Origin of the sequence: Mesorhizobium sp. B2-8-5 (assembly GCF_006440675.2) — a bacterium.
GTDB lineage: Bacteria > Pseudomonadota > Alphaproteobacteria > Rhizobiales > Rhizobiaceae > Mesorhizobium.
The window spans coordinates 4,814,338-4,837,209 of record NZ_CP083951.1 but is presented as its reverse complement, the minus strand read 5'-3'; the positions used below and the strand labels follow the sequence as shown (position 1 = coordinate 4,837,209).

Here is a 22,872-nt window from a genome sequence, read left to right as displayed (position 1 = left end):
CCAGCAATCAAGCCAGCGCATCCCTCAGCTTCGCCGCCAGTTGTTCCAGCGTGAACGGCTTGGCGATGAAGTGCACATCGTGGTCGAGCACGCCATTGTGAACGACCGCGTTGCGGGTGAAGCCGGTCATGAACACCACTTTCAGCGATTGGGAATGCCCGCGTGCCTGTTCGGCCAACTGACGGCCGTTCATGCCCGGCATAACGATATCCGTCAGCATCAGTGCGATGGCCGCATTCTCGGCGAGCTTGCGCAGCGCCTCCTCACCGCTGGCGGCCTCGACGACCGTGTAGCCGAGCTCCAGCAGCGTAGCGGCCGTCGAAAAGCGCACGCGGGCGTCATCCTCGACGAGCAGCACGGTTTCGGTGGCCGGGACATCGCTCCTGCCACTTGCTTTTGGCGGCGCTGCCGCCTCTTCTGGGCCTGTGAAACGTGGAAGATAGATCTTGATCGTCGTGCCTTCGCCGAGTTCCGAATAGATTTTGACGTGTCCGCCCGATTGCTTGACGAAGCCGAACACTTGGCTGAGCCCGAGCCCCGTTCCCTTGGTTGCAGGCTTGGTGGTGAAGAACGGCTCGAAAGCCTTGGCCATGATGTCGGGTGACATGCCAGCGCCGGTGTCGGTCACCGCGATCATGACATACTGGCCAGCCTTCACCTCCGGATGCGCCACCGCATAGGCTTCATCGAGATAGCAATTGGCCGTCTCGATGGTGAGCTTGCCCTTTTCGTCCATCGCGTCGCGCGCGTTGACCGCCAGGTTGATGATCGCGTTCTCGACCTGGCTCGGGTCGGCATGCGTTTTCCAGAGTCCGCCCGCCAGCACCGTTTCGATCTCGACCGCATGGCCGAGCGCGCGGCGCAAAAGGTCCGACATGCCGGCGACGAGGCGATTGGCGTCGACGATCTGTGGCGCCAGTGGCTGCTGCCTGGAAAAGGCAAGCAGCCTGGCCGTGAGATTGGCGGCGCGCGCCGCCGCGTCGGCGGCCGCCTCGACGAAGCTCTGCACGTCATGTTCGCCGCGAGCTAGCTTGCGCTGCGCGATGTTCATGGCGCTGGTGATAACGGCCAGCATATTGTTGAAATCATGCGCGATGCCGCCCGTGAGCTGGCCAACCGCTTCCATCTTCTGCACCTGGCGAAGTTGCGACTCCGCCTTTTCACGCGTCTCGATCTCGTTGAGCAGCGCAGCGTTCTTCGCGCTCAAGGCGTCTTGCGCCGTAGCCACCTCGTGGAAGCGGCGGCTGGATTGGCGGATCGTGTAGATGCCGAGCAGGAAGATGCCCAGCAGCGCGGCGAACGAGCCGGCGCGCAACCAGCCTTCGATTTGCTCCATGCGCTCCGCGCGGGAAGCGAGGCTCGCGCCGTCGATGCGCCGGATCGCGTCGATATTGGCGCGGATCTGGTCCATATCCAGCTTGCCCCGGCCGCCGCGCACGATGTCCAGGGCCTTGGCCGTGTTGCCCATGTCGTAGAGCCTGATCGTCTCCGCGAGTTCGGCCTGCTTGCGGGTAATCGCATCCTTGATGCCGACGGCCTGCTGCGCCCTGTCGCTGCCGGCCGGAAACATCTCGTCGATGCGCCTGAGCAGCGCCGGCAGCGCATCGACCGCATGCTGATATGGCAGCAGGTAATTCTTCTCGCCTGTCAGCAGATAGCCGCGCTGGCCGGTCTCGGCGTCCTGGGCGAGCGATAGCAGGCCCGACAGCAACTGCTGGGCTTCGAACGCTTCGCGGCTGGCGTCGCGATCCGCGATCTGCGCTTCGGCGAGGATGGCGCGTGCGCCAATGATCAGTGCGACAGTGGCAAAGCCGGCAAGGAGCGGAAGCGCTTGCCATCGCAGGGCGCGTCGCAGTCGGACGATCATTGCTTTGTCAGCCCTGAGGAAATCATGAAATTCGCCAAGTCGTAGGCGGCGGCAAAGCGCAAGGCAATAGCCAAGTCCATCAGGCAATGAATGCAGCAAGTTAGCCAGGTCTGGCTATGTCAAACTTTAACGACAGCGCGCTCGGCCGATGCCAAAAGGAAGATTCCGCCGCGGCTGCGTTTGGCGGTCGACCGGCACTCCTCCACGGGTCTCGTTAGCTCTGGCGTCCGCTGCATTCGAGGCAGACAATGCTGTGTCCAGGACAACTCAGCCGATGCGTGCCTCCTGGGCAGCAATGGCCATTTGAGCTCAGCCAGCGCGCGCAAACGAAAACTTTCTTGGCCCCATGACAACGGGAGCATTCCTGCGGACGCATCAATTCCTCCCGTGGCGGGACGCGATGTTCCGCTTCAACGACCGTATTCATCCGTTTAGTCCCCAACGCCTGGATATCGGTCACATATGTTAATTCACTATTCTTTACATTAGGGTTTATGAACGTGAAAGGCATGAAAGCGAGACAAGGCTTTCATGCGCTTGCGCGCTTTCCCTTTGCGCTGGCCTTGTTAAATGTGGTGCCGCCCGATGCGTCGACGGATTCTGGCGGGGGCAGGGCAGGCAACGGGAACCTTCTTGCAATGACTTGGACTGGCGCCGGCGCGCTTTTCATCCTCGTGCTCACCTATGCTGGCGTCGCCGTCGGCCGTATCCCGGGCCTGCGCCTCGACCGCGCCGGCATTGCGCTGCTGGGCGGCGCCGCCATGATCGCCATCGGCGCGATCGGCATCGATGATGCCTACAAAGCCATCAATTTCGACACCATCACGTTGCTGCTCGGCATGATGATCGTCGTGGCGCATCTGAAGGTCTCCGGCGCGTTTCGGGCGCTCGGCGGCTTTGCCATCGAGCATGCCCATGCACCGTTCATGCTTTTGGTGATGGTGACGCTGTTGACCGGCTTGCTCTCGGCCTTCCTGGTCAATGACGCGATCTGCCTGGTGATGGCGCCGATCGTCGTCCACGTCACACGGGTCATCAACCGCAACCCGGTGCCTTACCTCATCGCCACCTGCACGGCCTCGAACTGCGGCAGCGTCGCCACCATTACCGGCAATCCGCAGAACATGGTGATCGGCGCGCTGTCCGGCATTTCCTATCCGGCTTTCACGCTGGCGCTCGCGCCGGTGGCGCTGTTCGGCCTGCTCTCCGTCATCGTCATCGTGCGCATCGTCTACCGCGCCGAATTCTCCCGCCCTGCCGAACTCAGCCCAGAAGTCTATCGCGGCCGCATGCTGCCCGGGCAGGTGTTGAAGGCCACCATCGTCTGCGTGTTGCTGGCGCTCGCCTTCTTTGCCGGCGTTCCCGTCGCCAAGGCAGCACTGATTGCCGGCGCCTTCCTGCTGGTCACCCGGGCAATCAAGCCGCGGCGCATCTACCGCGAGATCGACGGGCCGCTGCTCTTCATGTTCGCCGGCCTGTTCGTGGTGGTGGCCGGAGCCGAGCGCACGCTGCTCACGCCCGATATGATCGCTTGGGCGAAGAACATCGGCCTCGACGATGTCTGGCGGCTCTCTGGCTTCACCGCGGTGCTTTCAAACATCATGAGCAATGTGCCGGCGGTACTGGCGCTCCGGCCCTTCATCCCTGGGTTGGAAAACCCGGAGCGCGCCTGGCTTGTCGTGGCAATGAGCTCGACGCTTGCCGGTAATTTCACGCTGCTCGGCTCGGTCGCCAATCTGATTGTCGCCGAGCAGGCAAAGGCGGCCGGCAAGGAGCTTTCCTTCTCCGCCTTCTTCAAGGTCGGCCTGCCGCTGACGCTGGTGACGCTTCTGCTCGGTACGGCCTGGCTGGCCTGGTCCTGAGAATGCGGTCCCTTCGGACCGCTCTATTCGGATCGCAGGGAGCGCTACGGTCCGGCTTAGCCTTTGCCCGTCATCCTTGCCCGTATCAGCGTCGCGGCGGCGTGGCCGGCGGCGGCGACGTAGTCGGGGTCGTGATGGATCAGCATGCTGGAAAAGGCGCCGTCCATCAGAAGCACGATCTCGCGCGCCAGCATTTTCGCCTCGGCGACATCGTGGCTTGAAAGCGCGCTTGCCAGCCATTTTTCGAAATTGGTCTTGTGGCGCGCCCCAGCCTTCACCGCCGGATGCCCCGGCGTCGCGGCCAACTCTGCCGCCGTGCGCAGGAAGCCGCAGCCCTTCCATTTGGGGTGGCGCGCCACCCGCGCCAGGTTGGTGAAGATTGCTTCCACCTTTTTATCCGCGCCGCCCTCCGCCGCCTCGAACCAGCCGGCCATCTGCTCGAGATTGGGCTGGTCGCGGCCGTCGAGATAGGCCGCGATCAGGTCGTCCTTGCTCTTGAAGTGATAGTAGAGCGTGCGCTTGGTGAGCCCCGCTTTTTCGGCCACCGCATCGACACTGACGCGGCCGATGCCTTCGGCATAGAACAGCTTGGTCGCCGCATCGACGAGGCGCTTTCGGGTGGGATTGGCCTTTTCGCTCATGTTCGTAGTATACCGACTAGTGAATATACAAGCAATCGAAAGCCTGCTCCTATCCCGCCGAACTGCCGGAAAGGAAAAGTCATGACCGACCTTGTACTGAGCGAGACGCGCGACGACGTCGTCATCCTCACCCTCAACCGCCCCGACAAGCTGAACGCGCTGAATTACGCGCTGATCGACCGGCTGCTTTCGCTTCTTGACCTGATCGAGACGGACGATGGCGTGCGCGCCGTCATCCTTACCGGGGCAGGGGAGCGCGCCTTCTCCGCCGGCGCCGATATCCGTGAATTCGCGGTGAGCGTTGAGGCAGGTACGGATGTCGCGCTGCGCGATTTCGTGGCGCGCGGCCAGCGCCTGACGGCGCGGCTGGAGGCATTTCGCAAACCGGTCATCGCCGCCGTCAACGGTCTCGCCTTCGGTGGCGGCTGCGAAATCACCGAGGCGGTGCCGCTGGCGATCGCCAGCGATCGCGCGCTGTTTGCAAAGCCCGAGATAAAACTCGCCATGCCGCCGACATTCGGCGGCACGCAGCGCCTGCCGAGACTGGCCGGTCGCAAGCGCGCGCTGGAACTCCTCCTCACCGGGGATGCGTTTTCACCCGCCCGGGCGCTGGAGCTCGGCCTCGTCAACCAGGTCGTGCCGCACGTTCAGCTGATGCCGGCCGCGCTCGACCTCGCGCTGCGTATCGTCAGCCATTCGCAGGCGGCGGTGGCGAGTATCCTCACCGCTGTCGCGCGCGGCCTCAACCAGAGCATCGCCGAAGGCCTGCTCGTCGAAGCCGAACAATTCGCCCGCATGGCTCCCACGGCCGATCTGCGCGAAGGCCTGAGTGCCTGGATGGAGCGACGCAAGCCGATCTATGACGGCACATGGATGCATATCACCCGGCCGGCCGGGACAAGACGAGCGGCGCGGTAGCGCGATCGAACGGCGAGCGGGGGCATGCCAGGTGATTGGTCCGGCACTATGCCACCGCTTTGAGCTGCGCCGGCGCCTGTACGCGCGCGGCTGCCGCCAGCATGTCGGTCTGGGTAATCAGGCCGAGTATATGCCGCTCGCTATCGACGATCACCACGGCATGGCTGCGCCCGTCGGTCAGCACGGGCAGCAGGCTCATCGCCGGCGTGTCGGGTAAGGCGGTGCCGGCCTTCGACATCACCCCTTTCACCGTATCGGTGGCTCTCGTCAGCTCGCGCAGGCCTACCGCGCCGGTGAGTTTGCCGTCCGTGTCGACCACCGGCAGAGTGCGGATGTTGTGATCGATCAGCTGTTTGCGTGCTTCGTCGGCCAAGGCGGTTTCCGGCACCGAGATCACATCGCAGGACATGATATCTTTGCACAGGAGCGTGCGCTGCGAGCGCACCATCGCCTGCAACTCGACCTGACGCAGCAGGCGCTCCAGGTCGTCGCGGTCGATGTCGAAAGTCTCGTCCAGCGCGGACAGCGCCGCATCGACATCCTCGGGCCGGAAACCGACACGCTCGGCCGGCGGCCGGTCGGCGGTGCCGTGGCCGCCCGCGGGTTGATGCACGTGCGGATAGCTGCGTCGTGACAGCTTGTGGAACAGAAAACCGAGCGTCACCAATATGATTGAGTTCAGCGCCACCGGCACAAAAGGAAACAGGAAGCCGGCGGCGGCAACGGCCGGCCCCCCGAGTACGCCGGTAAGCGCTGCTGCGCCGCCCGGCGGATGCAATGAGCGCGAGAATGACATGGCGGCGATTGCCAGCGCCACCGCAAGGCCAGAGGCGATCACCGTGTCGTGCACAAAATGCGCCACCGTCACGCCGACCAGCGCCGAGATCGTGTTGCCGCCGATGATCGACCAGGGCTGCGCCAACGGGCTCGAGGGAACGGCAAAGAGCAACACCGCCGAAGCACCCATCGGCGCCACCAGCATTGCTACATCCGCGCCCTTGCCCATCGCAAACCCGCTGATCACGCCGGTCAGCGCGATGCCGATCACGGCACCGATGCAGGCGATCAGCCGTTCGCGCAGCGTGGCGCCGGCCAGGATCGGAACAAAGAGGCGGAACGCCATGGCGGGTCCTGGATCGATTGGGGTGGAATTGCGTTGCTCGCAATGCCGCTGAAACCACGGATTTGGAAGCCAAACCAATCCGTATATTCACAGCCTGGGAGAATATTATTGCGCCGCCAGCTGCGTAGGACATGCCGCCAGCGGCCTCGGCTTTCTCAATCGCGCCAAGGCGTTACGGCCGTTTGCGGAATCGGCCCTGCAATCGCCGGCCACGCTACCTCTGCTTTGGCCTGGCGTTGAATCCCAGCGCGCCGAGCACCTTCACCGCACCACTCTTGCCCCTTCGAAATCGCCAGAGGCTAGCCGCGCACCCGTGGCGAACTCATAGGCGGTGCCGAGGATCGCCTTTGGTGGATAAAGACGGTCTTCCCAGGCCAATTCATAGGTCGTGGTCGGCGCGAAGCCGTGCTCGGCGAAAAACCGGTCAGCCCCAGCCGGTCGTAGTCCTCTATCGCGCGCAAGATATGCGCGCGCGTCACGCGATCCCAGGCAATCATTGCATTGTCCTCCTTCAGACAGACTTCACCTCACCGCCGTCCATGCGCAGCGTCGAGCCGGTCATCCAGCGTGCCGCCGGCGAGACGAGGAAGGCCATCAGCTCGGCGATCTCCTCCGGGTCTCCATATCGGGCGATGCCGGCTTCTTTCGGAAAATTCGCCGCGCATCCTCGACGCTCATCTTGTGCAGCGGTGCCCAGTGCTCGAGATAGGGAGCATCGCCGGCCGGTCATCACGGTCCCAGCAACACGCTGTTGACCTGCACGCCATCGGCAATGTGAAGGCTTGTGAAGGTCCCGCCTGCACGTTGCTTTTCGCCGACCATACGCGCGGTCACAGACGCCGCTGGTGCAGCATGGCCGCCTGTGGCAACCGGGCAAAGCAGGCCGCGCACCGGCACAGGCACAAGGATCATGACCACAACTAAATCGAGCGAGGCGCGGCGCGCCTCGCTCGATTGGTAGGTCGGATCAAGGGGCTACCTCGATACGGCCCTTCATGTTGGGATGGAAGCGGCAGAAATAGTCGACCGCTCCCGCCGCCTTCAGCGTGACCTTGCCCTTCGACTTTGCCGGGATCATCACATCCCAGCCGCCTTTGACCGTGGCGGTGTGGGCGAGAATATCGTTGTTCGTCCACTCGATCGTATCGCCGACCTTGGCCTGAATGCTTGCCGGCGAGAAGACCAGCTTGTCGATCGTCACCTTGATCGTGGTCGAAAGCGCCGGCGAAGCGATGAGCGTCAGCGCCATGGCAAGAAGCAGCGGCCTCATTTCAGCATGCCGGCGACATGTTCGGCATGCTGCTCGTGTCCCTGGAAGATCTTGAGACCAGTCTCCAGCAGGCTCTTCAGTTCGGCATTGCTGGCCGATGGGATTAGTAGGGTTTCGAGCGCGCCGTTGACCTGCTTGTGATAGGCGACTTCGTTATCGATATAGGCCTTGTCGAAGGCAGCCCCTTTCAACTTCGCCAGTTTGGCGCGTTCTTCCTCCGCCGCCTTGGCCAGCGCCTTGCTGGTGTCATTGTCCTCGGGCGTGACCTTCAGCTTCTTCACCAGGTCGAGCGCCTGCTTGTTCACCGCCTCATGGTCGCGCGCCATGTCCTTGGCGAAGTCGACGACCGCCTTGTTCTTGGACTTCTCGATGGCCAGCTTGGCCGCTTCGATGTCGATCGCGTCGGCCGTATAGGCGATGTGGGCGATCTGCGGGTCGGTGGGCTTTTCGGCGGCTAGCGCCAGCGGCGCGGTGCTGACGAAGAAAAGGGCTGCGAGGGCGGCGGTCGGTCGCATGAACATGATATCTCCTTCGCCCGGCGCGCATGGCCCTGGGCTCATCTGGTGTTGACTGCCATTGGATGCGGGCGAGAACGAAATGTTCCCGGGAAAAGACCGAAATTAGTGCTCGAATCCGAGCCCTGTCATCACCGCCTGCGTCAGCCGATCGCAGCGCCGGCCGGCGAAGGGGAAGGCGTCGAGCAGCAACGGGCCGATCTCGTCATCGAGCGCCTTGCGCACCAGGGCACGCGCCCGGTGCAGCCTCGTCTTCACCGTTTCCTGCCGGATACCCAAAAGCTCGGCGGTTTCCTCGATGCTCAGGCCCTCGATGACACGGGCTACGAAGACGGTGCGATAGACATCGGGAAGGCTGTCGGTCGCCCGTTCGACAAGTCCCAGAATCTGCCGCTGCGCCATCGTCCGCTCCGGATCGTCACCTGGATTCAAGTCGTTTTGGTTCAAGGGAAACCGGATGATCTGCGCCTCCGGGTTTTCGGGCATCGCTACGACGCGCTTGCGCTTGCGCAGCCGGCCGAGCGCTTCGTTGATGACGATGCGTGACAGCCAGGTGGAAAGCGAAGCCTCGCCGCGAAAGGCACCGAGATTGGCGAAGGCGCGCATATAGGCCTCCTGCACGACGTCTTCGGCCTCGGCGTCGTTGCGCACGACGCCGCGCGCGATGCGGTAGAGCCGCTGGTTGTGCGTCTTGATGATAGTGCGGAACGCACCCGGATCGCGCGAAAGCGCCCGTCTGACCAATGCCATGTCGCCGGCCCTGGCCGCACCGATTTCGGCGGCTTCAATAGCAGGCTGTCTCATCTCGCCCCGATCTCCCGGCAACGTTACATCCGCGATTGGATGCGCCTGCCGACAAAAGGTTCCCGAGTGTAGCATCGGCAATGCTACTTCTTCGACCGAGGCTTGTCTGCCGGTCGGAATCTTGCGCCGATTAGCCTGTCACCCGGCCGCGGCTGCCGCTGCCAGCCCGCGCAGAATATCGGCCTTGAGGTCCTCGACATCTTCCAGCCCGACCTGCAGCCGGATCAGCGAGCCGGCATACGAACCCCTGGCAAGTATGCGGTCGCCGAGGAAGACCGGAACGGCGAGGCTCTCATAGCCGCCCCAGGAATAGCCGAGACCGAAGATCTTGAGCGCATCGAGGAAGGCATGCTGCGCCTTCTGCCCGCCGCCGTTGAGCACGATCGAGAAAATGCCGCTGGAGCCGCAGAAATCGCGCTTCCAGAGCGCATGGTCGGGATGGCTTTCCAGAGCCGGGTGCAGCACCTGCGCGACGCCGGGCTGCTCTTCCAGCCAGCCCGCGATCTCGAGCGCGCTCTTGCGGTGATGGTCGAGCCGCACTCCCATCGTGCGCAAGCCGCGCAGCACCTGGTAAATGTCGTCGGGTCCCGAACAGCAGCCGAGCGTGCAGAAGCCATCATAAAGCTGCTTCCAATGGGTCTCGTTGGCCGACACCGTGCCGAGCAGCACGTCGGAATGGCCGGCCGGATATTTCGTCGCCGCATGGATCGAGATGTCGACGCCATGGTCGAGCGGCTTGAAATAGAGCGGCGTCGCCCAGGTGTTGTCCATCATCACGATAGCGCCGGCAGCATGCGCAGCCTTGGCGATAGCCGGGATGTCCTGCACCTCGTAGGTGTTCGATCCCGGCGATTCGGTGAACACCACCTTTGTGTTCGGCTTGATCAGCGATGCGATGCCGGCGCCGATGCGCGGCTCGTAGTATTCGACCTCGACGCCGAGCCGCTTCAGCATCGTATCAGCGAAGTGGCGCGTCGGGTGGTAGACGCTGTCGACGATCAACAGGTGGTCGCCGGCGGCAAGAAAGGTGAGTAGCGGTATCGTCACCGCCGCCAGCCCGGAAGGCACCGCGATCGTGCCGGCCGAGCCTTCCAGCGCATCGACGGCGAGCGTCAGCGCGTCCATCGTCGGCGTGCCGCGCGTGCCGTAAGTGTATTTCTGGCTGCGCCTGGCCATCGAAGCGGCGTCGGGATAGAGCACCGTCGAGGCATGCACGACCGGCGGGTTCACGAAGCCGAAATAGTCGCGCGGGTTGTTGCCGGAATGGGCAAGCAGCGTGTTGATGCCCATTTCGATGCCGTCTCTAGCCATGGTTCGTCGCCTGTCGAATGATGTCAGCGGACCAGCCATAAAGCGGCGGCAATGCTGGCGCAACCGCGCCGAGCCCGCCAAAAGCCGATCTTCCGCTGGGCCAATGCAAAGGCGCGCAAGCCCAGTAAAGGCACCGCTATTGCCGCTGCGGATTCTGGCGCCGGACCACCGATTCGCGGCGGCGCAACTTGGCTGATTTGTTCGCATCGCCTGCCGGTTTCATGTGCTCTTGTCCGCAATTCAGGCATTTGCGGCAATTGCTTTTCAAACCTCTCTGGAATCGGTCATTTCCCTTGACCTCACAGGAATAATCGCCTTCGATGCGTTTCGTGAATGGGAGGCAGCGCATCGGCAACCGATGCGGGTCCGGGAGTGGGCCTTGAAGTGGGAGCTGCGTTCACAAACGAAAAAAGATCAAGCGTCGCCTGGCGATAGGGGCGCCTGTAACAGAAAAGGGTCTGTGGGTCATGAAACACATTGCAATCGGCATTCTTGGCGCCGCCGCGCTCGGGTTCATGGCGTCCGCCGCTTCGGCCGGCACGCTCGATACCGTGAAGCAGAAGGGCTTTATCCAGTGCGGCGTCTCGACCGGCCTCGCCGGCTTCTCGGCGCCGGACGACAAGGGTGACTGGAAAGGCATCGACGCGGACTTCTGCCGCGCCGTTGCGGCCGCTGTCTTCGGTGACGGCTCCAAGGTCAAGTTCACGCCGCTCAGCGCCAAGGAGCGTTTCACCGCCCTGCAGTCAGGCGAGATCGACATCCTGTCGCGCAACACCACCTGGACCAGCAACCGCGACAGCGCGCTCGGCCTCGATTTTGTCGGCATCACCTACTATGACGGTCAGGGCTTCATGATCAACGCCAAGAAGCTGCCCGGCGTGAACTCCGCGCTGCAGCTTTCGGGCGCCGCCGTCTGCGTGCAGAGCGGCACCACCACCGAGCTCAACCTCGCCGACTACTTCAAGAAGAACAAGATGGAGTACAACCCCGTCGTGTTCGAGAAGCTCGAAGAAGTCAACGCCGCCTATGACGCCGGCCGCTGCGATGCTTACACCACCGATCAGTCCGGCCTCTATGGCATCCGTCTGACGCTCTCCTCGCCGGCCGACCATGTCGTGCTGCCCGAGATCATTTCCAAGGAGCCGCTCGGCCCGGCCGTGCGCCAGGGCGACGACCAGTGGGCGCATATCGCGCGCTGGACGTATTTCGCGCTGCTCAACGCCGAGGAAGCCGGCATCACGCAGGCCAATGTCGACGAGATGAAGACGTCGACCGATCCGAACATCCAGCGCCTTCTCGGCACTGAACCCGACGGCAAATACGGTGCCGATCTCGGCCTCTCCAACGACTTCGTTGTCAACATCGTCAAGGCGGTCGGCAATTACGGCGAAATGTTCGAGCGCAATGTCGGCTCGGGCAGCCCGCTCAAGATCGCGCGCGGCATCAACGCGCTGTGGACCAAGGGCGGCCTGCAATACGGTCCGCCGATCCGCTGATTGAAACGTGATCCGGGAGGCAGATCGTCTGCCTCCCGGTTTCTCTTTCCAGGGGACGGTCCATGGCTTCGCAGGAAATTCTTCGCGGGGAGCCGAGTCGCGGCTCCTTCATCAATGACCCGAGAATACGCAGCCTGTTCTTTCAGACGCTGGTCGTGATCCTCCTCTTTGGCTCGATCTGGTGGATCGTCAACAACGTCATCGAGAACCTTCAGCGCCTGCACATCGCTTCAGGCTTCCAATTCCTCAGAAGCAGGGCCGGCTTCGACATTTCCGACACGCCGATCGCTTATACGTCTGACTCGACCTATTTCCGCGCGCTGGTCGTCGGTTTGCTCAACACGATCATCGTTGCCGTCGCCGGCATCGTGCTTGCGACCATCGTGGGCTTCGCCATCGGCATCGGCCGCCTGTCGCAGAACTGGCTGATCCGCAAGATCTGCACCGTCTATGTCGAGATATTCCGCAACATCCCGCCGCTGCTGGTCATCTTCTTCTGGTATTCCGGCGTGCTGGCCGTGCTGCCGCCGCCACGCGAGAGCATCCACCTGCCTTTCGGCTCCTTCCTCAACCAGCGCGGCTTCTATTTTCCGCGCGCCGTTTGGGGGGATGGCTCCTGGCTGATCGGCGTCGCACTGCTGCTCGCCATTGCAATGGCCTGGTTCGTCGCCCACAGGGCGCGACAGCGGCAGAAGGCGACCGGTCAGCAATTTCCGGTCTTCTGGACATCGGTCACGCTTATCGTCGGCCTGCCGGTGCTGGCCTACCTGCTTAGCGGCATGCCGCTCACCTTCGATTTTCCGAAGCAGTCGACCTTCAACCTGACCGGTGGCTTCTGGGTCAAGCCGGAATTCTTGTCGCTGTTGCTGGCGCTCTCCTTCTACACGGCGGCCTTCATCGCCGAGATCGTGCGCGCCGGCATCAGGGGCGTCAGCAAAGGCCAGAGCGAAGCAGCGGCGGCACTCGGCCTCCGCTCCGGTCCGATCCTGCGGCTTGTGGTCATCCCGCAGGCGATGCGCATCGTCATCCCGCCGCTCACCAGCCAGTATCTCAACCTGACCAAGAACTCCTCGCTGGCGATCGCCATCGGCTATCCGGACCTTACCGCCACCGCTGGCACGGTCCTCAACCAGACCGGCCAGGCGGTGGAGGGCGTGTTCATCATGATGATCGCCTATCTGGTGCTGAGCCTTGTGACGTCCTTTGTCATGAACATCGTCAACGCCAGAATGGCGCTGGTGGAGAGGTAGGGCCATGCAGGAACACGACATGTCCTGGGTGCGCACCGAGATGGCGCTTGCGCAGCCGGCCCCGCCTACCGAACGCGGCGCCTATGCCTGGGTGCGCAAGAACCTGGTCGGTTCGGTCGGCGACACCGTCCTCACAATTCTCGGCATCGCCATCGTGCTGTGGATCCTACCGCAGGTCATCAGCTGGGCTTTCCTCAATGCCCAGTGGACCGGGCCGGACCGCACCGTCTGCACCACCGTCACACAAGGCGGCATCCAACCCGACGGTTGGACCGGCGCCTGCTGGGCCTTCGTCAACGCCAAGTTCGGCCAGTTCATGTTCGGCACCTATCCGATCGAGGAGCGCTGGCGGCCGATCCTGGTCGCCATCCTGTTCGTGGTGCTGTTGGTGCCGATGCTGATCCCGCGCGTGCCGGGCAAAAGACTGAACGCGATCCTGCTTTTCGCAGGATTGCCGGTCGTCGCCTTCTTCCTGCTGCTCGGCGGTGTGTTCGGCCTGCCGGCTGTCGAGACTGCGCGCTGGGGTGGGTTGCTGGTCACGCTCAGCCTTTCTTTTGTCGGCATTGCGGTGTCGTTGCCGCTCGGTGTGATCCTGGCGCTCGGCCGGCGCTCGAAGATGCCGATCATCAAGGTGCTTAGTGTCATATTTATCGAGACGGTGCGTGGCATCCCGTTGATCGTGGTGCTGTTCTTCGCCAGCGTCATGCTGCCGCTGTTCCTGCCCGTGGGCGTCACCTTCGACAAATATCTGCGTGCGTTGATCGGCGTGTCGCTGTTTGCCGCCGCCTATATGGCCGAAGTGATTCGTGGTGGCCTGCAGGCGATCCCGAAGGGCCAGTATGAGGGCGCCGACTCGCTCGGCCTCGGCTACTGGCAGAAAATGGGCCTGATCGTGCTGCCGCAGGCGCTGAAGCTGGTCATCCCCGGCATCGTCAACACCTTCATCGGCATGTTCAAGGACACCAGCCTGGTGCTGATCATCTCGATGTTCGACCTGCTCGGCGTGGTGAAGCAGAATTTCGCCGATGCCAACTGGGCGACGCCACAGACCGCGAAGTCCGGCCTGATCTTTGCCGCCTTCGTATTCTGGCTGTTCTGCTTCGGCATGTCGCGCTATTCAATGTACACCGAACGCCGGCTCGACACCGGCTATAAACGATAAAAAGGGAACAGGTTATGGCCACCGAGAACGCCGTCAGCGCGGAAGAAATCAAGGTCAACGCCGCCAAGATGCACATCTCAACTACCGATGTCGCCATCGACATCGTCGGCATGCACAAATGGTATGGCGAGTTCCATGTGCTGAAGGATATCAACCTCAAGGTGATGCGCGGCGAGCGCATCGTCATCTGCGGTCCGTCCGGTTCCGGCAAGTCGACCATGATCCGCTGCATAAATCGGCTGGAGGAGCACCAGAAGGGCAAGATCATTGTCGACGGCAAGGAACTCACCAACGATCTGAAGAAGATCGACGAAGTGCGCCGCGAGGTCGGCATGGTGTTCCAGCATTTCAACCTGTTCCCGCATCTCACCATCCTCGAGAACTGCACGCTGGCGCCGATCTGGGTGCGCAAGATGCCAAAGAAGCAGGCCGAGGAGATCGCCATGCATTTCCTCAAGCGCGTCAAGATCCCGGAGCAGGCCAACAAATATCCGGGCCAGCTCTCGGGCGGTCAGCAGCAGCGCGTGGCGATCGCGCGCTCGCTGTGCATGAACCCGCGCATCATGCTCTTCGACGAGCCGACCTCGGCGCTCGATCCGGAGATGATCAAGGAAGTGCTGGAGACGATGGTGGGGCTGGCGGAAGAGGGCATGACCATGCTGTGCGTGACCCACGAGATGGGCTTTGCCCGCAAGGTTGCCAATCGCGTGATCTTCATGGATCAGGGCCAGATCGTCGAGCAGAACACGCCGGCCGAGTTCTTCGACCATCCGCGCCATGAGCGCACGAAGCTCTTCCTGTCGCAGATCCTGCACTGAGGCGGAGCCCGGTAACAGGTTGCTCGGAGGTTGCTCGAACCACCCCTCGGCTTCGTCATTCTAGGGCGAAGCAAGGAGCGAAGCGACGCGGCGCAGACCCTAGAATCTATGCTGTGACATCGAGGTGTTGCTGCGGTTCAGAATTCTGCACCGTCGCGCCCTACGGCAGAGGTCACGGCATGGATCCTCGGGTCAAGCCCGAGGATGACGAACTCACGAACGGGTTCGGCCAATCTCGAGAGCTGCGACAAATGTGGCCGACTTACCGCGCCTGATGCGAAAATTCCTGCGATATCTGGCAATGCTCGTCGCAGCGGTGGTGCTTGCCGCCGCGCTCTGCACGCTGGTGCCGCGCCCGCTCTGGCCAGCCGCCGCCCGAGGCGAGGGGACGCGGCACATATTGGTGCTGAGGAACCCGATCCACACCGACATCGCCGTGCCCCTCGATGATGGCGTGCGCCGGCGCTTTGCCTTTCTCGCCGACGCCGGTCTGCCGATCGAGGCGCCAGGGGCGCGCTACATCGTCTTCGGCTGGGGCGGCCGCGCCTTCTATCTGGAAACCCCGACATGGTCGCAGCTGAAGGCCGCGCCGGTGTTGAAAGCGCTCACTATCGACGCTTCGGTGATGCATGTCGATGTCGCCGGCGCGATCAAGGAGCAGCATCCCGCCGTCGCCGGCTTCGACATCGACGAAGCGCATTTTGCGGCGCTGCTCGACCATATCGCGGCGAGTTTTCGGCAGGGGCCGGGTGGCCCGATGGCGATCGAGAATGCTGGGTATTCAACCTTCGACCGCTTCTACGAAGCCAACGGCCATTTCAACGCCCTGGTCGGCTGCAACACCTGGACGGCGGCTGCGCTGCGCACCGCCGGCCTGCGCACGGGATGGTGGAACCCGCTGCCGGTGACGCTGTGGTGGTCGTTGCGGTTGTATGATTAATGCATGTCGCGCAAAAGTGTGCAGCGGTTTTGCGATAACGACATGCATGAAAACAAAGGCTAAAGCGCGTCGCCTGAATCCGCTTCAGCGCGACGCGCTTTAGTAGCAATTGGCGAGCGCCTCGTTCCTTCGCGCCAGCCTATCCGGTCGTCTGCCGCTCTACCGCCTGACCACCTTCCGCTCCTCCCAGCCATAGAGCCAGTCCAAGTCCGCGGCGAGCTTCTCCGCCGGCCGCGTCGCCAGCACCAGGTTGCGGACGATCGCCACCGGTCCCCTGGCATGCCAGGCCAAGCGATTGAGCGCGCCGCGTTTCAGCACTTTTTCGACGCGCGGCCGTCTGAGATTCTCCCAAACCGTCAGGCTCTGCCTTGGATCGCCCGGAAAATCGGCGACCAGATTGGCGAGCATCGAGGCGTCCTCGATTCCCATCGCCGCGCCTTGGGCCGCGAACGGCGTCATGGCATGCGCAGCGTCACCGATCAGCGCGATGCCGTCCGGCGTTGCCCAGCGGCGCTGCTCGACCGTGTGGATGGGGAACGCCGTCCAGGGGCCGGCGAGTGCTACCAGCCTCGACAGTGCCGCCGCCGTGCCTCGGATGGCGCCTGAGAGGATCGCAGGGTCCGCATGGCCGGACCAGCTTTCGGCGATGCGCTCGCCCTTGGTGAAGGCCGCAAGGTTGAAGGCGCGGCCCTTGCTCACCGGATAGGCGACCATGTGGAAGCCGGGATGCAGGAAGGTGGTGACGCAGTTTGCGGCGCCGATTTGCGCAAAGGCCTGGCCGGCGGCACTTTCCGCAGGGACCGTCGCGCGCCAGGCGAGCTCGCCCGAAAAGCGACTCGCCGCAAAGCCGGCCGTCTTGGCAAGCCCCGCGCGAAGCGAAGACCAAACACCGTCCGCTCCGATCAGCAGGCCGCCCGTGACACTCGTCGCTTTGCCGTCGATCTCGACCGTCGCGGTCACGCTTTGCGGGTCGAGGGCGATGCCGGTCACGCGCGCCCCGGTGACAAGCTCTATATCTGGCCGGTCCGCCGCCGTGGCCATCAGCGCTGCCTGCAGGTCGGCGCGGTGCGCCACCAGGTAGGGCGCGCCCCAGCGTTTTTCTCCGGCTTCCCCGAGCGGCACACGCGCCAGCTCGCGCAGGCTTCCCGCGTCCTTCAGCACCACCGCTTGCGGCCGGATCGCGTTGGGCAGCAGGCGGTCGAGCACGCCGAGCCGGCGCAGGATGCGGGTCGCGTTGGGGGAAAGCTGGAGGCCGGCGCCGGCCGCTTCGAGTTGCTTTGCCTGCTCGAACAATTTTACCGGGAAGCCGCGCTCGGCAAAGGCAAGCGCCGCCGTCAGCCCGGCGATGCCAGCCCCGGCGATGACGATTTGCCGGGACCGTGTTTCAGCCATGATCTAGCAGTCGTTCGTGATCTGCAGGGTCAGGCGGCCTGGTCGACATAGAGGCAGCCGGCCGGCTGCGTTTCCGTCGCCTTCAGCGACGCTGAATAGCGGTAGAGCGTCGAACAGTAGGGGCAGACCTTCTCATTGTCGTCGCCCATGTCGAGGAACACATGCGGATGGTCGAAAGGCGGATTGGCGCCGGTGCACATGAATTCCTTGACGCCGATCTCGATGACCGGGTGGCCCGCGTCGTTCTGGAAATGGGGAATGCTGCCGCCTGCCATCGTCGTCTCCAATTGGGTTCGGCCAGTGGGTGTGACCAGTCTGCATCTGGAGCATAACAGGTCCGTTTGCAAGATCGATGAAATCAAACTGTCGCAAAAGGCTGGCAGAGGATAAGTTGAGCCGGTTAAGCGCATGGGGCCGGTGTCGGAGCGATTCCGTGACGATCATGCGTCACAAAGACATGTTAGAGCGTCGTTGAACGGCAATATGCGGCGCCTCCTAGGGACGGCTGCGGGCAAGAGCGGGAAACCATGAACGAACTGAAGCCTGTGCAGAGCGAGTTCATCACCGTCGAGGCGGCAAGCCCGGACGGCGGCAATCCCGACCGTTTCGTCAACCGCGAATTTTCCTGGCTGCAATTCAACCGCCGCGTGCTGGAGGAATCGCTGAACGAGCATCATCCGCTGCTCGAACGCGTCCGCTTCCTGTCGATCTCGGCCGCCAATCTCGACGAATTCTTCATGGTCCGCGTCGCCGGCCTTGCCGGCCAGGTGCGCGAGGGCATCGCGCTGAAAAGCCCGGACGGCCGCACGCCCGAGCAGCAGCTCGAGCAATTGCTGCGCGAGGTCGAGCGTCTGCAGGAGGACCAGCAGAAGAGCCTCTCGGCGCTGATGGTCCTGCTCAACAAGGAAGGCATCGAAAGCATCACCCGCGATGCGCTGACCAAGGACGAGAAGGCCTGGCTGGAGGAGCATTTCCAGGAACAGGTTTTCCCGGTGCTGACGCCGCTGTCGATCGACCCGGCGCATCCGTTTCCGTTCATTCCCAATCTCGGTTTTTCCATCGCCCTGCAGTTGCGCCATCGCAAGAATGGCGAGGAGATGAGCGCGCTGCTGCGCTTGCCGGTGGCGCTCAAGCGTTTCATCCGCCTGCCCGACCGCAAGAACCATGTCCGCTTCATTCCGCTGGAGGAAGTGGTCGGTATCTATATCGGCAAGCTTTTCCCCGGCTACGAGGTCAAGGGCTCCGGCACGTTCCGCATCATCCGCGACAGCGACATCGAGGTCGAGGAAGAGTCGGAAGACCTGGTGCGCCTGTTCGAAACGGCTCTGAAGCGACGCCGCCGCGGCTCGGTGATCCGCATCGAGTTCGACACGCTGATGCCGGCCGCGTTGCGGGACTTCGTCGCCGGCGAGCTCGGCGTCTCGTCGAGCCGCATCAGCGTGCTCACCGGTCCGCTGGCGCTCAACCAGATCTCCGAGATCGTCGCCATTCCGCGCGACGACCTCAAATTCACGCCCTACAATCCGCGCTTTCCCGAGCGCATCCGCGAGCATGGCGGCGACTGCTTCGCCGCCATCCGCGAGAAGGACATCGTCGTCCATCACCCATACGAGTCCTTCGACGTGGTGGTGCAGTTCCTGCGCCAGGCCGCCGCCGACCCGGAAGTGGTGGCGATCAAGCAGACGCTCTACCGCACCTCCAACGACAGCCCGATCGTGCGCGCTCTGATCGACGCCGCCGAGGCCGGCAAGTCGGTCACGGCGCTTGTCGAGCTCAAGGCGCGCTTTGACGAGGAAGCCAACATCCGCTGGGCGCGCGACCTCGAACGCGCCGGCGTGCAGGTCGTGTTCGGCTTCCTGGAGCTGAAGACCCACGCCAAGATGTCTTTGATCGTGCGCCGCGAGGATGGCCGGCTGCGCAACTACGTGCATCTCGGCACCGGCAACTACCACCCGGTTACCGCCCGCATCTACACCGACCTGTCCTTCTTCACCACCGACCCGACGATCGCGCGCGATGTCGCGCAGCTCTTCAATTTCATCACCGGCTATGCCGAGCCCGCCGAGGAGATGCGCCTTGCCGTATCGCCCTTCACGCTGCGCAACCGCATCCTGAAACACATCTCGGACGAGATCGTCCATGCCCGCGAAGGCCGACCGGCGCGCATTTGGATGAAGATGAATGCGCTGGTCGATCCGACCATCATCGACGCGCTTTACGACGCCAGCCGCGCCGGCGTCGAGGTCGACCTCGTCGTGCGCGGCATCTGTTGTCTGCGGCCGCAGGTGCCGGGTCTTTCCGAGAATATCAGGGTGAAATCAATCGTCGGCCGCTTCCTTGAGCACAGCCGCATCTTCTGCTTCGGCAACGGCCATGGCCTGCCGTCGGACGAGGCGGTCGTCTACATCTCGTCGGCCGACATGATGCCGCGCAATCTCGACCGCCGCGTCGAGACCCTGGTGCCCATCACCAATCCAACTGTGCATGAACAGGTGCTTGGTCAGATCATGCTGGGCAACATCATGGACAACCAGCAAAGTTTCGACGTATTGGCTGACGGCACCTCCCGGCGCGTTGTGCTGGAGGAAGGCGAAGAACCGTTCAACGCGCAGGAATATTTCATGACCAATCCGAGCCTCTCCGGACGGGGCGACGCGCTGAAATCGCATGCGCCCAAGCGCATCGCCCAGTTCAAGCGCCGCAAGAAGAACGGCGCCGCGTGATTGCAGTTTCCCAGGGCCGGCTTCAGGACCGGCGGCCGCTGTCGATCATCGACATCGGATCGAACTCGATCCGCCTCGTCGTCTATGAGGGGCTGGCACGCTCGCCCACGCTTCTGTTCAACGAAAAGATGCTGGCCGGCCTCGGGCGCGGCATCGTTTCGACGGGCAAGCTCGACCCCGAGGCGGTGACGCGGTCGATGGAGGAATTCCGCCGTTTTCGCGCGCTTTCGGATCAAGCCGGCGCCGAGCATATGTATGTGCTGGCCACCGCGGCGGCGCGCGAGGCAGGCAACGGCCCCGATTTCATCCATCGCGCCGAGGACGTTCTGAAAACCGAGATCCGCGTGCTCACCGGTCGTCAGGAAGCCTATTATTCGGCGCTCGGCGTCATTTCCGGCTTCCATCCGGCCAACGGCATCGCCGGCGACCTTGGCGGCGGGAGCCTCGAACTGATCGACATCAATCGCGAAACGATCGGCGAGGGCATCACGCTGCCGCTCGGCGGCCTGCGCCTGCAGGATATGGCGAAGAACTCGCTCGTCCAGGCGCAGAAGATCGCGCGCCAGGAACTGGCGCGGGCAAAGCTGCTCAAGGGCGGGCAGGGCAGGGTCTTCTACGCCGTCGGCGGCACCTGGCGAAACCTCGCCAGGCTGCACATGGAGATGACCAACTACCCGCTTGGCGTCATGCACAACTACGAGATTTCGGCCGACAGTGCGCAGGCTTTCCTGAAGCAGGTGGCCAAGGGCGAGGTCGAGAAGGTGAGGGGCATCGAGGGCGTCTCCAAGAACCGCCGCTCGCTGCTACCCTACGGCGCAGTCGTGTTGCAGGAGATCATGACGGCGATGCAGCCCTCGAAGATCGTCGTTTCGGCGCAAGGCGTGCGCGAGGGGTTCCTTTATTCGCTGCTCGACGCCGAGGAGCAGAAATCCGATCCGCTGATCTCGGCCGCGGAGGAACTGGCGCTCTTACGCTCGCGCTCCGTGCACCATGCGCATGACCTGGTCGAATGGACCGGCAAGGCGTTCAAGGCCTTCGGCATCGACGAGACGGAAGACGAGGCGCGCTACCGCCATGCCGCCTGCCTGCTCGCCGACATCGGCTGGCGCGCGCATCCCGAATATCGCGGCAGGCAGTCGCTCAACATCATCGCGCACGCTTCCTTCATCGGCGTCGACCATCCCGGCCGCGCCTATCTGGCCCTGGCCAACGCCTACCGCCATGACGGCATTTTCAACGACGGCATCGCGCCGGAGATCAAGGCCCTGGCGCCGCCCAGGCTGCTCGAGCGCGCCCGCGTCCTGGCGGCGATGATGCGCGTGGTCTATCTGCTCACCGCGGCGATGCCCGGCGTAATGCCGCGGCTGAAATGGGAAAGCCGCGGCAACGGCGCGCTGGCCCTGGTGTTGCCGGCCTCGCTTTCCGACCTCTATGGTGAGCGCCCAGCCGGCCGGCTGGCGCAACTGGCACGTATCACCAACCGCCGCCTCATGCTGGCGGTCGAGGGCGGGCCGAGCGTTTCGGTGAAGTAACGGATCAGGTGACGTCGGCGCCGATCCCGAACCCACGCCCGTCCGCCGACCATGCGCCGGCGCCGGCCATGGCGAGCGCCAGGAAGCCGCCGGCAATGGCGATGTCCTTCATCAGCATCTGCTGGTGCAGGAAGGCGAGGGTCGCATCTTCACCACCTTGGCCGTAATGGCCGATGAAACCTGCAACCACACAGAAGGCGGCAAGCAAAAGCGCCACGATCCGCGTCTGGAAACCGACAAGGATCAAAAGCCCGGCAATCAGCTCGAACAGGCCTGTGCCCCAAGCGGCCAAGGTCGGCAGCGGCAGGCCGAGGCCCGTGAAATAGCTGATCGTGCCGCCGATATTGGTGAGCGCCTGGAAGCCCGACGGCACGAAGAGCGCGGCCAACAGAAGCCGTGAGACCAGAAGCAACGCGTTGCGAAACATGGCCGACCTCCCTTGCCGGCGTATGAGGCCGGCTGCCGCTGCAGTCTACGCCTGCAACGAAAAAGCGGCGCGGAAAATTCCGCGCCGCTCGCGTTTAAGGCTTGGGAGGGGAGCAATTCCAGGAAAAGTGCGAAGCGGTTTTCCGTCTGGAATTGCGTCAAACAACAGTGCCTCAGGCGCGCTTTGCGTCGATCGAATAAGCGCCGGCGCCGGACGAGGCGAGCAGCAGGAAACCGCCGGTGATGGCGAGGTTCTTCATGAAATGGATCATCTGGTTCTGATCGGCCCAACCGGTGTGGGCGACAAGAGCGGTCGCAATGGTGAAGATCGCAAGCACCCAAGCGGCGATCCGGGTCTGAAAACCGAGCAGGACAGCGAGCCCGCCAAGCAATTCGATCAGGCCGACAACAACGGCCGTCACGGTCGGCACCGGCAGACCCATCGCGCCGAAATAGCCGGCGGTGCCGGAAATGGCGGTGAGCTTGCCGAAGCCGGAAAGCAGGAAGATGGCCGCGAGCAGGATGCGGCCGAGCAGGATCGTCGTGGAACTGTTGGACTGGGCGCCGGTACCGGCGACGGAAGAGTTGATGGACATGGCGGTTCTCCGAATGGGTTGAATACCCAGTCAGATAGACGATGTGGACTGTTCACCAAAGCCGCCTATGCGACGACACATTGTTCACAGAAAGATGTTTCGATATCTGCCGGGAGGGCGCGAAAATCATGTCGGCGGATTGGTATGAGGCAGTAAACTGTGCTGCCGCAAAATCCCTATCGCTTCGTCATCCACGGCGAAGCAAGGAGCGAAGCGACGCGGCGCA

At 63.3% G+C, this 22,872-nt stretch carries 20 protein-coding genes and 2 pseudogenes; 10 read left to right on the top strand and 12 right to left on the bottom strand.

Annotation, left to right across the window (positions count from 1 at the left end; genetic code table 11):
* Window positions 1-7: 7 nt before the first annotated feature.
* Complete coding sequence (locus FJ430_RS23625) at window positions 8-1,867, bottom strand: CHASE3 domain-containing protein (RefSeq protein ID WP_226891862.1); 1,860 nt, start codon at window positions 1,865-1,867, stop codon at window positions 8-10.
* A 638-nt stretch (window positions 1,868-2,505) separates the two neighbouring features.
* Here FJ430_RS23625 and FJ430_RS23620 point away from each other — a divergent pair.
* A complete protein-coding gene (locus tag FJ430_RS23620; RefSeq protein WP_140710730.1) occupies window positions 2,506-3,729 on the top strand; it encodes an anion transporter in 1,224 nt (407 codons plus the stop codon).
* 56 nt (window positions 3,730-3,785) lie between these two features.
* On the opposite strand, the gene FJ430_RS23615 is transcribed toward FJ430_RS23620, so the two are convergent.
* The gene (locus tag FJ430_RS23615; RefSeq protein ID WP_140640981.1) at window positions 3,786-4,370 is read right to left on the bottom strand and encodes a TetR/AcrR family transcriptional regulator; all 585 of its coding nucleotides are present in this window, start codon (window positions 4,368-4,370) and stop codon (window positions 3,786-3,788) included.
* Window positions 4,371-4,451: 81 nt separating this feature from the next.
* On the opposite strand from FJ430_RS23615, the gene FJ430_RS23610 reads away from it, so the two are divergent.
* Complete coding sequence (locus FJ430_RS23610) at window positions 4,452-5,288, top strand: crotonase/enoyl-CoA hydratase family protein (RefSeq protein WP_140710728.1); 837 nt, start codon at window positions 4,452-4,454, stop codon at window positions 5,286-5,288.
* Window positions 5,289-5,334: 46 nt separating this feature from the next.
* Here FJ430_RS23610 and FJ430_RS23605 read toward each other — a convergent pair whose 3' ends face one another.
* Together FJ430_RS23605 and FJ430_RS23600 are read right to left on the bottom strand one after the other, a co-directional pair.
* On the bottom strand, window positions 5,335-6,411 hold the full coding sequence (locus FJ430_RS23605; protein WP_140710726.1) for an HPP family protein: 1,077 nt from the start codon (window positions 6,409-6,411) through the stop codon (window positions 5,335-5,337).
* A 511-nt stretch (window positions 6,412-6,922) separates the two neighbouring features.
* A pseudogene (locus FJ430_RS23600) lies at window positions 6,923-7,185 on the bottom strand (SDR family oxidoreductase); the annotation flags it as partial.
* Between FJ430_RS23600 and FJ430_RS23595 the strand changes: the two are divergent.
* Window positions 7,183-7,335: pseudogene (locus tag FJ430_RS23595) on the top strand (CGNR zinc finger domain-containing protein); the annotation flags it as partial. The pseudogenes FJ430_RS23600 and FJ430_RS23595 overlap by 3 nt on opposite strands.
* 43 nt (window positions 7,336-7,378) lie before the next feature.
* On the opposite strand, the gene FJ430_RS23590 reads toward FJ430_RS23595, so the two are convergent.
* From FJ430_RS23590 to FJ430_RS23575, 4 genes are all read right to left on the bottom strand, one after another.
* Window positions 7,379-7,681: a cupredoxin family copper-binding protein gene (locus FJ430_RS23590; protein WP_140710724.1), complete on the bottom strand. Its 303-nt coding sequence runs from the start codon at window positions 7,679-7,681 to the stop codon at window positions 7,379-7,381.
* A complete protein-coding gene (locus tag FJ430_RS23585) occupies window positions 7,678-8,202 on the bottom strand; it encodes a DUF4142 domain-containing protein (protein WP_140710722.1) in 525 nt (174 codons plus the stop codon). The genes FJ430_RS23590 and FJ430_RS23585 overlap by 4 nt, the downstream gene beginning before the upstream one ends.
* A gap of 99 nt (window positions 8,203-8,301) precedes the next feature.
* Window positions 8,302-9,000, bottom strand: coding sequence for an RNA polymerase sigma factor (locus FJ430_RS23580; RefSeq protein ID WP_140710720.1), 699 nt, complete (start codon window positions 8,998-9,000; stop codon window positions 8,302-8,304).
* Window positions 9,001-9,138: 138 nt separating this feature from the next.
* The gene (locus tag FJ430_RS23575; protein WP_140710718.1) at window positions 9,139-10,311 is read right to left on the bottom strand and encodes a cystathionine beta-lyase; all 1,173 of its coding nucleotides are present in this window, start codon (window positions 10,309-10,311) and stop codon (window positions 9,139-9,141) included.
* A gap of 467 nt (window positions 10,312-10,778) precedes the next feature.
* Between FJ430_RS23575 and FJ430_RS23570 the strand changes: the two genes are divergently transcribed.
* From FJ430_RS23570 to FJ430_RS23550, 5 genes are all read left to right on the top strand, one after another.
* The gene (locus FJ430_RS23570) at window positions 10,779-11,807 is read left to right on the top strand and encodes an amino acid ABC transporter substrate-binding protein (RefSeq protein WP_140640998.1); all 1,029 of its coding nucleotides are present in this window, start codon (window positions 10,779-10,781) and stop codon (window positions 11,805-11,807) included.
* A gap of 62 nt (window positions 11,808-11,869) precedes the next feature.
* Entirely contained in the window at window positions 11,870-13,057 is a 1,188-nt protein-coding gene (locus FJ430_RS23565) for an amino acid ABC transporter permease (RefSeq protein ID WP_140641000.1), read from the top strand.
* 4 nt (window positions 13,058-13,061) lie between these two features.
* A complete protein-coding gene (locus tag FJ430_RS23560; protein ID WP_140641002.1) occupies window positions 13,062-14,219 on the top strand; it encodes an amino acid ABC transporter permease in 1,158 nt (385 codons plus the stop codon).
* 68 nt (window positions 14,220-14,287) lie between these two features.
* On the top strand, window positions 14,288-15,037 hold the full coding sequence (locus FJ430_RS23555; protein WP_176477089.1) for an amino acid ABC transporter ATP-binding protein: 750 nt from the start codon (window positions 14,288-14,290) through the stop codon (window positions 15,035-15,037).
* Between the two features lie 274 nt (window positions 15,038-15,311).
* Window positions 15,312-15,977: a TIGR02117 family protein gene (locus FJ430_RS23550; RefSeq protein WP_140710716.1), complete on the top strand. Its 666-nt coding sequence runs from the start codon at window positions 15,312-15,314 to the stop codon at window positions 15,975-15,977.
* Between the two features lie 159 nt (window positions 15,978-16,136).
* Here FJ430_RS23550 and FJ430_RS23545 read toward each other — a convergent pair whose 3' ends face one another.
* Together FJ430_RS23545 and FJ430_RS23540 are read right to left on the bottom strand one after the other, a co-directional pair.
* Window positions 16,137-17,369 (bottom strand): FAD-dependent monooxygenase, encoded by a 1,233-nt coding sequence (locus tag FJ430_RS23545; RefSeq protein WP_140710714.1) that lies wholly within the window; start codon window positions 17,367-17,369, stop codon window positions 16,137-16,139.
* A gap of 29 nt (window positions 17,370-17,398) precedes the next feature.
* The gene (locus FJ430_RS23540) at window positions 17,399-17,644 is read right to left on the bottom strand and encodes a zinc-finger domain-containing protein (protein WP_140656878.1); all 246 of its coding nucleotides are present in this window, start codon (window positions 17,642-17,644) and stop codon (window positions 17,399-17,401) included.
* Window positions 17,645-17,896: 252 nt separating this feature from the next.
* Between FJ430_RS23540 and FJ430_RS23535 the strand changes: the two genes are divergently transcribed.
* Together FJ430_RS23535 and ppx are read left to right on the top strand one after the other, a co-directional pair.
* Window positions 17,897-20,092, top strand: a complete 2,196-nt coding sequence (locus FJ430_RS23535) for an RNA degradosome polyphosphate kinase (RefSeq protein ID WP_140641008.1) — start codon at window positions 17,897-17,899, stop codon at window positions 20,090-20,092.
* Complete coding sequence (ppx, locus tag FJ430_RS23530) at window positions 20,089-21,624, top strand: exopolyphosphatase (protein ID WP_140656882.1); 1,536 nt, start codon at window positions 20,089-20,091, stop codon at window positions 21,622-21,624. The genes FJ430_RS23535 and ppx overlap by 4 nt, the downstream gene beginning before the upstream one ends.
* 4 nt (window positions 21,625-21,628) lie before the next feature.
* Here ppx and FJ430_RS23525 read toward each other — a convergent pair whose 3' ends face one another.
* Both FJ430_RS23525 and FJ430_RS23520 read right to left on the bottom strand, forming a co-directional pair.
* Window positions 21,629-22,051 (bottom strand): DoxX family protein, encoded by a 423-nt coding sequence (locus tag FJ430_RS23525; protein WP_140710712.1) that lies wholly within the window; start codon window positions 22,049-22,051, stop codon window positions 21,629-21,631.
* 172 nt (window positions 22,052-22,223) lie between these two features.
* Window positions 22,224-22,646 carry a DoxX family protein gene (locus FJ430_RS23520; protein WP_140710710.1) on the bottom strand — a complete coding sequence of 141 codons (423 nt, stop codon included), beginning with the start codon at window positions 22,644-22,646 and terminating at the stop codon, window positions 22,224-22,226.
* Window positions 22,647-22,872 lie beyond the last annotated feature (226 nt).